Origin of the sequence: Pseudomonas sp. N-137 (assembly GCF_034555295.1) — a bacterium.
In the GTDB taxonomy this organism is placed as follows: domain Bacteria; phylum Pseudomonadota; class Gammaproteobacteria; order Pseudomonadales; family Pseudomonadaceae; genus Aquipseudomonas; species Aquipseudomonas rhizophila.
On the sequence record NZ_JAXUDQ010000032.1, the window covers coordinates 1 to 15,512 of the forward strand.

Genomic DNA, 15,512 nt, shown 5'->3' on the forward strand with positions numbered 1-15,512 from the left:
CCCCATGTGAGAGTAGGTCATCGTCAAGATTAAATTCCGAAACCCCTATCTGCTGACGCAGGTAGGGGTTTTGTTTTAGTAGACGTTATCGATTTTCGCTGGCACGTTGCTGTTGAACGGGCCGGTCACAGAATTTCTTGACGACCATAGAGCATTGGAACCACCTGATCCCATCCCGAACTCAGCAGTGAAACGATGCATCGCCGATGGTAGTGTGGGGTTTCCCCATGTGAGAGTAGGTCATCGTCAAGATTGAATTCCCAGAACCCCTGTCTGCTGATGCAGACAGGGGTTCTGTCGTTTTGGGCCGGTAATCGGATCGCCCCTCATGATTGCTGGCCACACACGGCAAACCCTGTGGCCATTGCTATGCTGTGATAGTCGGGGCATCTGAAAAATGGCCCGCGACGTCACTGGTCATGGGGATTCCAATAATGAAAAACCCTTATGCTCCTGGCTTCTGGTGCGCCCTCGCAGCGTTGGTGTTGCTTTCGGCCACTTATTTCTATGGCGTCATGCTGACTCACCAGATCGACAAAGCACTGATCTTCCTCGATAGCGCGGCTGCGCTGATCGGTGTGATATCCATCGCAATCGTGGCCTGGGCATCACTCCAAGGGCAACGCATCAAAAAAAAGCATCTTGAGCAGGGCAAGACTCTAGTGCTGATCTGGGATACCAAGGTTGCATTACGCCGGGTCGAAACGGTCTTCGATCGTTACTTCTGGGGCAGTTACTGGCAGCCTGGCCGCACATTCCAGGAAGTCATGGGTGAACTCACCGGTACTCCATTGGAAAAAAGTCTCGAGGCCTTGAAGACCCAATGTGCGGCATTGGACAAACAGGTCGCCGAAGACGACTGGCACTGGCTGAGCAACGCTCGTGAGCTCTGCGACGTCGCTAACGCTATGGCCCGGGAGCGCTATCAACTGGACTTCTGCGATCCTCGCGCGGACTCATCGGGCGCGACGGTGATCAATCGTGATTTCGAAGTGTTGGTGTACACCTGGACGGCACGGCTGAAGACGTTCGACCATCAACTCGATGAGATTGAAGTTCAATATTCGTAGACCCTCTCTCAAGAAAACGCTTCCCCCCTTTAAACATTGGGCCCGCTGGCATGCCTGATGGTAATCTCCCTCCACTTCGCGGCGTCGAGCCACACCCTTAGCGGTGTCAGGGAAGACGACGGCTTTTTCAACCATGGATATTGATCGGATCACTCATGAATAAATCAGCAAGCGTACTTCTGGGAATCGTTGTGGTCGTCGGTGCAATCAGCGCGGGTGGCGCCTGGTACACCGGAACGAAACTCGAAGGAGTGCTGCAAACCGCCATTGCCGACAGCAACAAGCAAATGCAAACGGCCCTGGCCGGGTCAAATGGCACGGCTTCGATCGAGCTGGTGTCATTGGACCGTGGGACTTTCAGCAGCACCGCCCATTATCGCCTCAAAGGTGAAGGCGAGATGTTTGGTGATGAACCGGTTGAATTGCTGTTCGTCGACAACATCGAACATGGCCCGCTGCCGTTCTCGCGCCTGATGACGCTCAAATGGTTGCCGGTCATGGCTACCAGCCACACCGAACTTGAACGCACGCCGTTGACCGAGAAATGGTTCGTCGCTGCCAAGGACAAGTCGCCGCTCAAAGGTGTGGTCAACCTGGGCTACGACCAGTCGACCCACGGCACGTTCGAGTTGCTGCCCCTGGACACCAAGCTGGATGAACAGTCCCAGCTCAGTTTCTCTGGCCTGAAGATCGACCTGGCCTCCAGCGCCCAGGCAGAGAAAATCAAGGCTGACGGTTATATGGACAGCTTCAAGCTGACCACTGTTGCTGAAGACCAGACGCCGGTGCAAGTCGAGCTCAACGGCCTGACGCTCGCCAGCAACCTGAGCAAGAGCACTTATGGTTATTACATGGGTGATAACGTTTTGATGCTCAGCAACAGCAAGACTACTTTTGGTGAGCAGAAGTCGGTCTTGGGCCTGAAGAACTTCGAAATGAAGAACAACAGCACCGAAAATGGCACCAGCGCATCGGGGCGTGCTGATTACAAGGTCGGTGAGTTGTCCTTCAACGATAAGGCTATCGGTTCTGCGCAGATGGCGGTCAGCCTGAAGAACCTGGACATCCCGGCCACCATGTCGCTCATGCAGGTCTATCAAACCAAGCTGCAACCCTACGAGCAGGCGGCGGCTGAAGCGGCAGCAGCCGGTGAGCCAGCGCCAGAGCTGGTGCTGAGCGAGGCTGAGGAGGCGCAGGTCAAGGCCGACCTGGAAAAACTCCTGGCCGGCGGCCCGCAAGTGGCACTGGAAAATCTGTCGTTCACTACAGCCAATGGCGAAAGCCGCGCGACGCTGGTCATCGACCTTACCAAGCCGCAATCCATGGACCTGCCGCCTGATCAACTGGGTCGTCAGTTGCTCGCCTTGCTGGATTTCAATTTGAAAGTCTCCAAGCCGATGCTGGTTGATCTGTTGACCGTGCAGGCGCAAATGGAAGGCCAGACCGACGCCAAGTTGATCGCCGATCAGGCCACTGCCACCAGCGATATGTTCAGCGCGATGGCGGTGGGCACAGAGCTGGCAACGCTTGAAGGCAACGATGTGGTCACCAAGCTGCACTACGCCAACAATCAAGTTGATTTCAACGGTCAGAAGATGACAGTCGAACAATTCACCGCGTTTGTGATGAACAAGTTGGGTGGCGGCGTAACCATCCAGTAATCGACTGGAGCAACATCCAAAGCCCGGCCTGTGCATTGCGCACAGGCCGGTTTTTTTTGCCCGCGAAAATCTGCATCGATTCTGAAGAATTATGGCGTTTTGGAAAACGACCCGCTCCAGAGTGCAAAACTAGGTCCATTAGAGCTTGGCTGGATTCCTTTGATCCGGCTTCCTGTTTGATGGGCAAGGGGGCACTGCGACCCGGCTGGCCATGTAAGGATGCTGACGAATGCCGCGTACTGTGGGTCCCTTTATTCAATGTGGTTTGCGCCCGTTGTTTCGCCTCGCGCTGTGCAGCCAATTGTGCTGGCCGGTGCTGGCGTTTGCCGATACCGCCTATGACCAGATGGTGCATGACGCTCGCGCCGGCCATTACACGCCTGCATTGACCGCCTTGCGCCAGGTCCCGGCCGATCAGGCCAGCACCGCGCAAATCAGTGACCATCTGCAGATTGCCAGCTGGGCCGGTTTTGATGCCGAGGTGGTGAAAGTCTATGAAGCCCAAGGCCGCTATCGCGACCTGCCCGTTGCGGCGCTGACTGCAACGGCACGTGCCTATCGCAATCTCAAGCGTTGGGACTCGGCCACCGCGCTCTATCGCCAGGCTTTGATAGTCGAACCTCAGAATCCCCATCTGCAACTGGGTCTGGCCTTAACCCAGGCCGACGCCGGTAAACCCGACGAAGCAGTCAGTCGTGCCAGGACTATGGTCGCAGCCAAACCTGAGGACCCGACGCGTCGACTGGCCTTGGGATATGCCCTGACCCGTGCCAACAGTCCACACGAGGCGCTGTTCGAATACGACCAGGCCTTTACTCGCGCCGGCAACAATCTCGAGGTCGCCCGCGAATACATCATTGCGCTGCAACGTGCCCGCTTGCCTGAGCCGGCCTTGCGCCTGGCTCGTCTGCAACCCGGGTTGATCGATCAGGGCGTGCAGCGGCGACTGGAGGGCGATGTTGCGGCTGAACGGGTGCGCCTGGCGGACATGGCGAGCCGCAGCGAGAAGGATCGCTTCGTTATCGCAGACCGCGCCCTGGCCGATTACGACAAGCTGCTCGCCACCTGGACTCCGGTGGCCGAGGCTCATGACGATGTACTGCGCTGGCGCATCGACCGTATCGGCGCCCTGAACGCCCGTGCTCGACGAGCTGAAGTGATTGCTGAATACCAAAGGCTGCTCGCTGAAGGGGTTGCCATTCCCACTTATGCCTTGCGCTGGGTGGCGTCCTCCTATCTGGAGCAGCGTGAACCGGAGATTGCCGTCGACCTGTACCGCCGGGTACTGACGGCACCTGACGCCGATCCGGCGGACCGCTTCGAAGACAGCACCGCGCTCTACTACGCACTGCTGGAAAGTGAAAAATCCGAAGAGGCCCGTGCCCTGGCTGAAGACTTGGCCAAATCCCAGCAACCACGCGTCGAGCTCAAGGGGCTGCCCATCGGCAACCCCAATGACGAATGGATGGACGCACAACAACTCGCCGCTCAGGCCGGCACATATGGCGCCGACCTGCCCACCGCCGAGACGCGTCTGGCGACCCTGGTCAATCAAGGCCCCGGCAACATCGGGTTGCGACTGGCCCAGGCTGATTTGTACCAGGCCCGGCAATGGCCGCGACGTTCTGAAAGCCTGCTCAAGGAAGTCGAGACCACGACCCCGCGTAACCGTGAGCTGGAAGTCGCCCAGGCCCGCGCCGCCATGGATCTGCAGGAGTGGCGGCAGATGGACGCGCTGACCGATGACGTGGTCGCCCGGTACCCGGAGAACGCCCACGTCAAACGCCTGCAACGCCAGCGCGAAGTGCACGACATGGCTGAACTGCGTATCGAAGCCTACACCGGCAAGAGTTATGGCGGCGGCAGCGGCGATGCCGGTGCAGTCACCGGTAGTCGCGACTTCGGCATTGAAACGCTGCTCTACAGCCCACCCATCAGTGAAGACTGGCGGCTATTCGGTGGCGTCGGTTACGCCACCGGCGATTTCGAAGAAGGCACCGGCCACCATCGCTGGCAGCGTCTGGGTGTGGAGCGCCGCACCCGTGACATGACGCTGGAAGCGGAAGTCTCCAACCACTCTTACGGCTCCGGTGACAAGCAGGGGGCGCGCCTGGCCGTGGCCCGGGACATCAACGATCACTGGCAGTACGGTGGCAGCCTGGATTACCTCTCGGCCGCCACCCCGCTGCGGGCGCTCAACAGCGGTATCCGCGCCAACGGCGGCAGTGGTTTTGTTCGCTGGCGTGCCCATGAAAGCCGGGAGTGGCAACTGGCGGTCAGCCCATCGCATTTCAGTGACGGTAACAACCGTCTCGAAACCCTGCTCACCGGTCGCGAAGGCATTTACAGCGCTCCGCGGCTGCAAGTGGAGCTGGGCCTGGAAGTGGGTGCCAGTCGCAACAGCGGCTCTGACGAAGTCCCCTACTTCAACCCCAAGTCAGATCTGAGCGTCATGCCGACCGTCAGCGCCAATCATGTGTTGTACCGCCGCTACGAAACGACGTGGAGTCAGCAGTTCCAGGCCGGCGCCGGTACCTACAGCCAGCGCGACCACAGCACCGGTGCCATGGGCCTGCTCAGCTACGGCCAGCGTTTTATCTGGAACGACGTGCTTGAGGCAGGTGCCGCACTGAGTTGGCTCAACCGCCCCTATGACGGCGACCGCGAAAGCGATCTGCGCCTGCTTGTCGACCTCACCTACCGCTTCTAGAAGAGTTTGAAGATGCCTGTCATTTCGCGATTCATCCTTCTGCTGGGGGTCTTGCTGATCAGCGCTTGTGCCCAGCAAGCCCCGGCGTTCACACCGCCCTCACAGCGCCCGCTGGCGGCCAACGACGCCCCGTGGCCGAAAAACCATGTGCTCGGCATCGCCTATCACGACGTGGAAGACCGCGACCCCGACCAGGCGCTCGTGGCCGTGCGTACCGAACGCCTGATCGAGCAATTGGCTTGGCTGCGGGAAAACAACTACCAGCCGGTAACCGTGGACCAGATCATCACCGCTCGCAACGGTGGCCCGGAACTGCCGCCGCGGGCGGTGTTGTTGAGTTTTGACGACGGTTACTCAAGCTTTTACACCCGCGTCATGCCGATCCTGCGCGCCTATAACTGGCCGGCGCTATTGGCCCCGGTCGGTAGTTGGATCGACACGCCGTCGAACCAGCCGGTGGACTTCGCTGGAGTGCCGCGCAAGCGCTCCGAGTTTTTGACCTGGGAGCAAATTCGCGAGGTCTCGAAATCGGGCCTGGTGGAAATCGCCGCCCACACCGACGCCAATCACAAAGGGGTACTGGCCAACCCGCAAGGCAACCTGCAACCGGCGGCGACGACCCGGCGCTACGATCCCGCCACCGGTCGTTATGAAAGCGAAGCTGATTTCCAGGCTCGCCAGCGCAAGGACGTGGTGGCCATTTCCGAGAAGATCCGCAAGGTCACCGGCTACAGTCCGCGCGTGTGGGTCTGGCCCTACGGTGCCGCCGATGGCACCGCCTTGCAGGTGATTGGCAGCGAAGGCTACCAAATGGCCCTGACTCTGGAAGATGGTCTGGACAGTCTCAATAACCTGATGAGTGGCCCGCGTTTTCTGGTGGCCTCCGATCCGGATGGTGCGCACTTCGCCGAGAGCGTCGTCGGCGTGCAGACCATGGACCCCCTGCGGGTGGTCCATGTCGACCTGGATTACGTCTATGACCCGGATCCTGTGCAGCAGGAAGCCAATGTCGGCAAGCTGATCCAGCGCATCTACGACCTGGGCGCCAACACCGTTTTCCTGCAAGCCTTTGCCGATCCGAAAGGTGATGGTCTGGTGCATTCGCTGTACTTTCCCAACCGTCATCTGCCGGTACGGGCCGATCTGTTCGATCGGGTTGCGTGGCAACTGAAAACCCGGGCCAACGCCAAGGTCTTCGCCTGGATGCCAGTGCTCAGTTTTGGCCTGGATTCGAAACTGCCCCGCGTACAACGTTGGGACCCGGAAACCGGCCGCACGGGTGTGGACCCGGATCAGTACGTACGCTTGTCGCCCTTCGATCCGAGCGTGCGACGTGTCATCGGTGAAATCTACGAAGACCTGGCACGGATGAGTTCGGTGGACGGCGTTCTGTACCACGACGATGCCGTGTTTTCTGACTTCGAGGACGCCGGCCCCGCCGCCCTGAAAGTCTATGCCGCCAACGGCCTGCCGACGTCCATCGCCGCCCTGCGGGACGACCCAGCGGCGATGCAGCGCTGGACTCGTTTCAAGAGCCGCTACCTGATCGACTTCACCCACGAGCTCACTGCCAAGGTCCGCGCGATTCGTGGCCCGCAGGTGCTGACAGCGCGCAATATTTTTGCCGAACCGATGCTCAATCCCGAAAGCGAAGCCTGGTTCGCCCAGAACCTGGACGACTTTCTTGGCGCCTACAACTGGACGGCCCCGATGGCCATGCCGTTGATGGAAAAGCAGACCCGCGAGCAATCCGGTCCCTGGCTTGAGCGCCTGGTGGAGACCGTCAAGGCCCGCCCCGGTGCGCTCAAGCGCACGGTGTTCGAATTGCAGGCCCGTGACTGGCACAGCAAACCGGTCAGCGACATCGACGGCGAACAATTGGCCGAATGGATGGGACGCCTCAAGCGTTCAGGCGTGACCAGTTTCGGCTACTACCCGGACAACTTCATCGAAGACCAGCCCGCTGTGAAAACCGTGCGGCCGGCGCTCTCCAATAAGTGGAATCCTTGACATGCTCGACAGACTGCTCGCCCTGCTGGTGCTGGCGATCGTCCTTGGGGTGCCCCTGGGCCTGATCTTCCTGGTCACCGGGCAATTCCTGATGGACTTCGTGTTCTTTTACCCGCTGTTCATGTCCGGGCTGTGGATCGCCGGCGGCCTGTATTTCTGGCTGCATTGGGAGCGTCACTGGCCGTGGAAGGACGACACCCTGCCGCCGCCGCTGGCCGGGGAACCGCTGATCAGCATTCTGATTCCGTGCTTCAACGAGGGCGACAACGTCGCCGATACCATACACGCCGCGCTGGGCCAGCATTACCCGAACATCGAGGTCATCGCCATCAACGACGGCTCGAAAGACAACACCGCCCAAGTGCTCGACCAACTGGCGGCTGATGACCCGCGCCTGCGCGTGCTGCATCTGGCGGAAAACCAGGGCAAGGCCGTGGCCCTGCGCATGGGCGCCATCGCGGCGCGCAGTGAATACCTGGTGTGCATCGACGGTGATGCGCTGTTGGCACCCAACACTTGCGCCTACCTGGTGGCACCGATGCTGGACAATGCCCGCCTCGGTGCAGTGACCGGTAATCCGCGTATCCGTACTCGTTCGACTTTGATCGGCCGGGTGCAGGTTGGCGAGTTTTCCTCGATCATTGGCTTGATCAAGCGTACCCAGCGCGTCTTCGGGCGGATCTTCACCGTCTCCGGTGTGATCGTCGCCTTCCGTCGTACGGCCCTGCACCGGGTCGGCTACTGGAGCCCGGACATGATCACCGAAGACATCGACATCAGCTGGAAGCTGCAACTGGACCACTGGAGCATCTTCTACGAACCCCGTGCCCTGTGCTGGATCCTCATGCCCGAAACCCTGCGCGGCCTGTGGCGGCAGCGCCTGCGCTGGGCCCAGGGCGGGGCCGAAGTGCTGTTCAAGAACATCCGCGGCATCTGGCAATACCGCCACCGCTACCTGTGGCCGCTGCTGTTCGAATATTGCCTGTCCACCGGTTGGGCGTTCACGTTCCTGCTGTCGGTGATCTTCTGGGGCGCCGGTAAATTCGTCGAAATGCCAGCGGCCATCGCGGTCGATCACCTCATGCCACCGGCCTTCACCGGGTTGCTGTTGGCGGTGGTGTGCCTGATGCAGTTCGCGGTGAGCATCCTGATCGATCGCCGCTACGAAAAAGGTTTGTGGCACATCATGTTCTGGGTGGTGTGGTACCCATTGGTGTTCTGGCTGATCAGTCTGTTCACCACCTTGGTGAGTTTCCCGAAAGTGCTGTTCGGGCAGCATCAGAAACGCGCGCGCTGGGTCAGCCCGGATCGCGGCATCAAACCGTTCGATGACGAAGAAGAGGAAGTGATCCGATGAAAATTATCAGGACCCGACAAAGACCTTTTCTGGTGGTCATCGATGCGCTCTTTACCGTGCTGGCGTGGCTGGGCCTGTTGTATCTGTTGGTCAACGGGCTCTGGCCCCTGTTTGACAGCCAGGCAGGCCCGCGCCTCGGTGGCTCGCTCATGGACACGCTCGGGACGTTGCAGATATATGGCTGGATCGCCTTGGTCAATGCGGTGATCCTGATTACCTGGGCGCGCTATCAGCAGCGCAAAAGCCGCAGCTTCGCCCAGCGTCGGCTGCCAGCGCCGGTGGTGGACGATCAAAGCTTGAGCGAAAGCTTCAAATTGACCGACGCGCGTCTGGACACGTTGCGCCGGCCCGGCTCCAAGATCATCCATAACAACCAGGACGGTGATATCAGCCACGTCGTGGCGCATTTCCATCTGCTGAGCCCGGAACTGCAACCGCCGCCACTGGCACCACTGGAAAGGCCCCGGGTGATTCACCTGCCGGTCGATCACTCGGTGTAAGCGCTGCCGCAGGCTGTGATTGTTGATCTTGTTGCTTTCCAGTTCCTCGGAGATTTCCTTCAAAACGCCGCGTTCGCTCCCACAGAGTACGGTCAGCACAAATCAAAATGTGGGAGCGAGCCTGCTCGCGATAGCGGTATTTCAGTCAACATGGATGCCAACTGAACCATCGCCATCGCGAGCAGGCTCGCTCCCACAGGGGGATGGGTGATGTCGCGAATCACGGTCAACGCAGATCGATGTGGCGGATTCGAAGTTCATCGTAATTGTCACTGAAACCTGGCAGGCGCTGCGGCTATAGTTCGCAGGCCGTCCATGGCCTGATCTGCATAAGGTGCCCGGTATGACTCGATCGACTTCCCTTACTCCCTGGCTGGCGGCCATCGCCCTCGTGCTGTGCGCACAAGGGGCGGCCCAGGCTCAGGAACGTTTCACCCTCAGCATGCCAGGTGTGTCGGATAACCGGCTGTTCACCGCGGCGGCCGCCAGTGACGCCAACAACTGCGGCGGTAAGAACATTTCCCCGGCCTTGAGCTGGACAGCGGGCCCGCCCGGCACCCTCAGCTACGCCATTGTCATGCACGACCCGGACGGCCAGAAAGGCCAGGGAGTCGACCACTGGGTTCATTACGGCATCAAGGCCAGCACGCGGCATATTCCGACCGGCATGGGCACCCAGTCCGCCCTTGAAGGCGTAAGCGGTACCAACAGTAAAAACACCCGCGGCTATATAGGCCCTTGCCCACCTATCGGCGACAGCGCTCACCATTACCTGATTCAGATATACGCGCTCGACCTGCCCCCGCACGCCTTGCCAGCCGGCCTCACACGCCCTCAACTGATGGAAAGAATCAACGGTCACGTCTTGCGCAACAGTAGCGTAGTGCGTCGCTACCACCGCTAATCCAAGCAACAGCTCCCTGTGGCCAGGGAGCTTGCTCCCGCTGGGTCGGGCAGCAACCCTCAACCACAAAATTGGCATCACGCGCCAAAAGCGAGCACTATCGAGCCCCTGTTCATTCATACCGGAGGATGGCGATGACGCAGAAACCCGACGGCATCGCCCGCCTCAAGAACTGCCCCACCAAAGGCGACGAAATACGCCGGGCCATCGCCCAGAGCCGCAAGGATTTCCTGCCTGCTGAAGAGGCCGAAGACGCTGAGCCAGACCAACCACCGGCACGGCCCATGGACGACGGCCAAGACGCCTGAACCGTCCTTCTCAAAAACTTTTCTTGTTTAAATCTGCCCATGACTGCCACAACTCATCTGCCAGACGCCCGATTCAGCCGATCCGACTACAAAACCCTGGGCCTCGCCGCCCTGGGTGGCGCGCTGGAAATCTACGATTTCATCATCTTCGTCTTCTTCGCCCTGGTGCTCAGCCAACTGTTCTTCCCGCCGCAAATGCCCGAATGGCTACGCCTGTTGCAAAGTTTCGGGATTTTCGCCACCGGCTACCTGGCACGGCCCCTGGGTGGCATCCTCATGGCGCACTTCGCCGATCGCCTGGGGCGCAAGCGGGTGTTCAGCCTGAGCATCCTGATGATGGCCTTGCCTTGCCTGCTTATCGGCGTGATGCCGACCTACGCGCAAATCGGCTATTTCGCCCCGTTGCTGCTGCTGGCGCTGCGCATCCTGCAAGGCGCGGCGGTGGGCGGCGAAGTGCCGAGCGCCTGGGTGTTCGTGGCCGAACATGCACCGCTGCAGCATCGCGGCTACGCGCTGGGTTTCCTCCAGGCTGGTCTGACCTTCGGCTATTTGCTGGGCGCCCTGACCGCCACGGCGCTGGCGCAGATATTCACGGCAGCAGAAATTCTCGATTACGCCTGGCGCTTGCCGTTCCTGCTGGGCGGGGTCTTCGGTGTAATCGGCGTCTGGCTGCGCCGCTGGCTGAGCGAAACGCCGATCTTCATGGCCCTGCAAGCCAAGCGCGAGGGCGCGACGGAACTGCCGCTACGCACCGTGCTGCGGGACCATCGCCACGCCTTGTTGCCCGCCGCCATCCTCACCTGCGTGCTGACGTCCGCCGTGGTGGTGTTCGTGGTCATCACCCCGACCGTGATGCAAAAAAGTTTCGGCATGACCCCTAGTCACACGTTCGCTTTGAGCAGCCTGGGCATCGTCTTCCTGAACATCGGCTGCGTTCTGGCCGGCCTCATCGTCGACCGCATCGGCGCCTGGCGCACTGTCATGCTCTACAGCCTGCTGTTGCCGATGGGCATCGCCGTGCTCTACGCCAGCCTGATCAGCGGCGGCGCCTGGCTGGGCCTGGCCTACGCTGTGGCGGGCCTGGGTTGCGGCGTGGTCGGTGCGGTGCCATCGGTGATGGTCAGCCTGTTTCCGCCGAAAATCCGCGTGTCCGGCATCTCGTTCACCTACAACATTGCCTATGCCTTGTGGGCCAGCGTGACGCCTTTGGTGCTGATCGCACTGATGCCGTGGAGCCCATGGGTGTGCGTGGGGTATTGCGTGGTGATGGGCGCGGTGGGTGTGGCTGCGGCGGCGTATTTTCCCGCCCGGCATTCGAAGACCGCGCAGGCCTCGTTGGCCTGTGAATCGTAAGGACTCTGCCCCAGGTGCACGACTACACTCATGAATGACCCCGTTTCCAACTTGAGGAGGACGGCCATCATGAAGGCGCACAAGCACGACCTGCTGGAACAAGTCCTGATTGCCCACGGCGGTCTCGAGCGCTGGAACACTTTCAACACTGTCCAGGTCACTCTTGTGACCGGCGGTTCGTTGTGGGCCATGAAGGGGTTAACGCAAGACAATGCTCCACGGCAGATGACTGTCTGGCTGCATGAACAGCGCGCCTCGGTCATGCCGTTCGGTGCGCTGAACCAGCGCACCGCCTTCACGCCTGATCGCATCGCCATCGAAACCACCGAGGGCAAAGTGATCGCTGAGCGTTCGGACCCCAGGGCTTCGTTCTTCAAGCACGAGCAAACCACTGCGTGGGATCCGCTTCACCGTGCCTACTTCAATGGATATGCGCTCTGGTCCTACCTGACCATGCCGTTCCTGTTTACTTTTCCGGGTGTCACCAGCCAGGAGCTGGAACCCTGGAAGGAAGGTGGCCAGGTCTGGCGCCGCTTGCGGGTGAACTTCCCGGACACCCTCGCCACTCACTGCCCGGTCCAGGACTTCTACTTTGGCGATGACTATCTGCTGCGCCGGCATGATTACACCGTGGACGTGAGCGGTGGCCTGCCGGCGGCCCAGTATGTGGAGGACTACATCAAGGCCGATGGGCTGTGCATGCCCAGCAAGCGCCGGGCGTATCGGCGGGATGCGGACGATCAGGCGGTGGAGGGGGAATTGCTGGTGGCGATTGATATCAGTCAGGTTCGTTACGCATAACCGGCTGCTCAAAGACGCTCGCGCAGAAAATCCACAAAGGCGCGAGTTCTTGCCGAGCGGCGCCGGTCTTGGCTGAACACGGCGCTGATGGGCAGCGCTACGGGTTGATAAGCCTCCAGCAGGCTGGACACGGTTCCCTGGCGAACATCCGCGGCGAATAACCACTGCGGTGAAAGCGAAATGCCCAGCCCGCTAAGAACCATCTCGCGAATTGCCTCGCTGCTGTTGCTGGTGACATTGCCCTTGATCGTCACTCGGTGCTGTTTGTCCTGCTGGTCGAAACGCCAAACGTCGTAATGCTCCAGCAGCGTGAAGCCCAAGCAATTGTGGCGGGCAAGATCCGCCGGCTCCAGCGGTGTGCCGTGTTGTTGCAGGTAGGCGGGAGCGGCATACACCCGGCGCGGACTATCGCCGAGGGAAACCGCGACCAGCCCTTCGTTTTTCACCACGCCGATACGAATGGCGACGTCGATGTTTTCTTTCAGCACATCTTCATTTTGGTCGTTCAGTTTCAGGTCGATGTGAACCTGTGGATGGCGCGCCAAAAACTCCCTCATCAAGGGCGCAATGCACAGCCGCCCGAAACTCACCGGGGCGGCCACACGCAAAGGGCCGGCGATCTGCTCCTGGCCACGGGTGAAACTGAGCCGGGCCGTGTCGAGGCTGCTGAGTATTTCCTTGCTGTGGATATAGAAACGCTGGCCTTGGTCGGTCAGCGCAAGATGGCGAGTGCTGCGGGCAAACAACGCACCGCCAAGGTGTTGTTCCAGCGCGCGGATCTGCTTGCTAACCGCTGGTTGACCCAGGTTCAGCTCCCGGGCGACCGCCGAGAACGAACCGCGCTCTACCACTCGCACGAACATCTGCATCGCGTCGAATAGATTCATCGGGATTTGGCCTCTGGTTGGAATAAATCCTATCCATAGTTGCTTACTTATCGGAATGCGTCGACGGCCGCAACATGTACTCACCCACTCATTGGAGGTTTACTGTCATGAACAACACCATGTTCGCCGCCATTGCCCAAACCGCTCAGGCTCCGCTGGTCGTTCGCCACATTCCCCGGCCTGTTCCCGGCAAAGGACAGGTATTGATCAGGGTTCACGCCGCAGGGATCAATCCTCTGGATACCAAGATCGCGGCAGGTGGCGGCGCTCATGCCCGCCAGCCGCTGCCCGCCGTACTGGGTATCGATCTGGCCGGAACAGTCGTTGAGCTGGGAGAGGGCGTGCACGATTTCGCCCCCGGCGATGACGTGTTCGGCATGGCCGGCGGCATCGGCGGCGCCCAGGGTGCGCTGGCCGAATACATTGCCGTCGATGCTCACCTGATTGCGCTCAAGCCCGGTTCGTTGAGCATGCGCGAAGCGGCAGCCTTGCCATTGGTCTTCATCACCGCCTGGGAAGGGTTGGTAGACCGGGCCAATGTTCGGGCCGGCCAACAAGTGCTGATCCACGGCGGCGCGGGCGGCGTCGGTCAAATCGCCGTGCAAATTGCCAAGGCCCGCGGCGCCGAGGTCTATGCCACCGGCTCGGCCACCAGCCTGGATTTCATCCGTGAACTGGGCGCGACCCCTATCGACTACCGGGCGCAGGACACTGACAGTTATGTGGGCCTGCACACCGATGGCGAAGGTTTCGACATCGTTTACGACACCGTCGGCGGCTCGACACTGGATGCGTCCTTCAACGCAGTGAAAACCTATACCGGCCACGTACTCAGTTGTCTCGGCTGGGGACAACACAGCCTGGCACCGTTGTCGTTCAAGGGGGCGAGTTATTCCGGGGTGTTTACCTTGATGCCGTTGCTGACCGGCAAGGGGCGCGAGCACCATGGTCGGATATTGCGCGAAGCGGCGGCTTTGGTTGAGGCCGGGGTACTGCGCATCAAGGTAGACCCACATCGGTTTGGCCTGGGAGACGTGAATGAGGCGTTTGCGCAAGTAGCGCAGGGGCGTGGGCAAGGGAAGACGGTGGTAGAGATGGCGGGGGAGTGACGCGGTCTGCAACTGTTATCCGGAAGCCGCACCCATAAAATCGCCCCGGTCTGCAACGGCCGGGGTTTTGCCGCCATCCGCTGCCGCCAAAACTTGAGAACCCGTCCAAACTCCGTAGAATGCCGCTGTCACTATGCCACTACCTTTCAGGGACGAATTCAGACATGCGCGTTTTTGCCATATTCCTGGCCCTCTGCCTTATGGCGGGCTGTGCCTCCAAACCCGATTACTATGTCTCCGCCACTCCGGTAACGATTCCCCAAACCGCCACCTTCTGGATCGACACCTTCGACGTTGAAGTCGTAGGCAAGAACGATCGCTTTTTGCCTGACGAAAAGGTCCGTGAGCAATTGCACACCGACCTGATCGGCCGCCTGCTCGAGGACAATCGCTATGCCTCCAGCAAGGAAACCGCCGACTATCTGCTGGACGTCAACAGCGTCTACGCGCGACGTATTCAAGACACCCAAGGTGGCTTCATGAGCAAAATCGTTGCCGATGGCACGTTCCTCGCCAGTGTCGATTTCAGCTATCAGGTCAAGGTGAAGAAGGCCGGCGCCGAGGTCTTGCACTTTGCCCAGGCCCGTCAGGGGCTGATGCCGGGCGGCGCGATCGGGCAATTTCAGAACATGAGAAGCATGGTGGGCGCTCTGACCAACAGAGGTAACTCGGATGTCGAAGGCTTTTACACCGGCCAACTGAGCCGCTTTATCGCCGACGACCTGCGGGCCATTCCGTCCCGCTAGGCATGCTCGCGTATTAAAAGAATATCGTGGTCGTTAACCCGAACCACGAGTGCCTCGCGTCTGACCCTGTGAACGGATCATTCATTCACGAGGTTC

General features: G+C 60.2%; 13 protein-coding genes and 1 rRNA gene. 13 read left to right on the forward strand and 1 reads right to left on the reverse strand.

The annotated features are described in order from the left end of the window. Positions 1-136 precede the first annotated feature (136 nt). The 11 genes from rrf (at position 137) to T3A99_RS26615 (ending at position 12,674) form a co-directional block, all read left to right on the forward strand. A 5S ribosomal RNA gene (gene rrf, locus T3A99_RS26565) occupies positions 137-252 on the forward strand. A 182-nt stretch (positions 253-434) separates the two neighbouring features. Then, complete coding sequence (locus tag T3A99_RS26570; protein ID WP_322834957.1) at positions 435-1,070, forward strand: NADH:ubiquinone oxidoreductase subunit N; 636 nt, start codon at positions 435-437, stop codon at positions 1,068-1,070. Positions 1,071-1,225: 155 nt separating this feature from the next. Beyond that, positions 1,226-2,731, forward strand: a complete 1,506-nt coding sequence (locus T3A99_RS26575) for a YdgA family protein (RefSeq protein ID WP_047230326.1) — start codon at positions 1,226-1,228, stop codon at positions 2,729-2,731. 229 nt (positions 2,732-2,960) lie between these two features. Further along, complete coding sequence (gene pgaA, locus T3A99_RS26580) at positions 2,961-5,441, forward strand: poly-beta-1,6 N-acetyl-D-glucosamine export porin PgaA (protein ID WP_322834958.1); 2,481 nt, start codon at positions 2,961-2,963, stop codon at positions 5,439-5,441. Positions 5,442-5,453: 12 nt separating this feature from the next. Beyond that, positions 5,454-7,451 (forward strand): poly-beta-1,6-N-acetyl-D-glucosamine N-deacetylase PgaB, encoded by a 1,998-nt coding sequence (gene pgaB, locus T3A99_RS26585; RefSeq protein ID WP_160891509.1) that lies wholly within the window; start codon positions 5,454-5,456, stop codon positions 7,449-7,451. A 1-nt stretch (position 7,452) separates the two neighbouring features. Continuing rightward, positions 7,453-8,808 carry a poly-beta-1,6-N-acetyl-D-glucosamine synthase gene (pgaC, locus tag T3A99_RS26590; protein ID WP_076383117.1) on the forward strand — a complete coding sequence of 452 codons (1,356 nt, stop codon included), beginning with the start codon at positions 7,453-7,455 and terminating at the stop codon, positions 8,806-8,808. Then, the gene (pgaD, locus tag T3A99_RS26595; RefSeq protein WP_047230322.1) at positions 8,805-9,308 is read left to right on the forward strand and encodes a poly-beta-1,6-N-acetyl-D-glucosamine biosynthesis protein PgaD; all 504 of its coding nucleotides are present in this window, start codon (positions 8,805-8,807) and stop codon (positions 9,306-9,308) included. The genes pgaC and pgaD overlap by 4 nt, the downstream gene beginning before the upstream one ends. 343 nt (positions 9,309-9,651) lie before the next feature. Then, complete coding sequence (locus T3A99_RS26600) at positions 9,652-10,212, forward strand: YbhB/YbcL family Raf kinase inhibitor-like protein (RefSeq protein WP_047230321.1); 561 nt, start codon at positions 9,652-9,654, stop codon at positions 10,210-10,212. 134 nt (positions 10,213-10,346) lie between these two features. Then, entirely contained in the window at positions 10,347-10,520 is a 174-nt protein-coding gene (locus T3A99_RS26605; RefSeq protein WP_322834959.1) for a hypothetical protein, read from the forward strand. Positions 10,521-10,559: 39 nt separating this feature from the next. Further along, positions 10,560-11,873, forward strand: coding sequence for an MFS transporter (locus T3A99_RS26610; protein WP_107321441.1), 1,314 nt, complete (start codon positions 10,560-10,562; stop codon positions 11,871-11,873). A 69-nt stretch (positions 11,874-11,942) separates the two neighbouring features. Then, positions 11,943-12,674, forward strand: a complete 732-nt coding sequence (locus T3A99_RS26615) for a hypothetical protein (protein ID WP_160891510.1) — start codon at positions 11,943-11,945, stop codon at positions 12,672-12,674. Positions 12,675-12,682: 8 nt separating this feature from the next. Here T3A99_RS26615 and T3A99_RS26620 read toward each other — a convergent pair whose 3' ends face one another. Beyond that, entirely contained in the window at positions 12,683-13,561 is an 879-nt protein-coding gene (locus tag T3A99_RS26620; RefSeq protein WP_160891511.1) for a LysR family transcriptional regulator, read from the reverse strand. Between the two features lie 107 nt (positions 13,562-13,668). Between T3A99_RS26620 and T3A99_RS26625 the strand changes: the two genes are divergently transcribed. Both T3A99_RS26625 and T3A99_RS26630 read left to right on the forward strand, forming a co-directional pair. After that, a complete protein-coding gene (locus T3A99_RS26625) occupies positions 13,669-14,670 on the forward strand; it encodes a zinc-dependent alcohol dehydrogenase family protein (protein ID WP_322834960.1) in 1,002 nt (333 codons plus the stop codon). Between the two features lie 164 nt (positions 14,671-14,834). After that, positions 14,835-15,416 (forward strand): hypothetical protein, encoded by a 582-nt coding sequence (locus T3A99_RS26630; RefSeq protein ID WP_322834961.1) that lies wholly within the window; start codon positions 14,835-14,837, stop codon positions 15,414-15,416. Positions 15,417-15,512 lie beyond the last annotated feature (96 nt).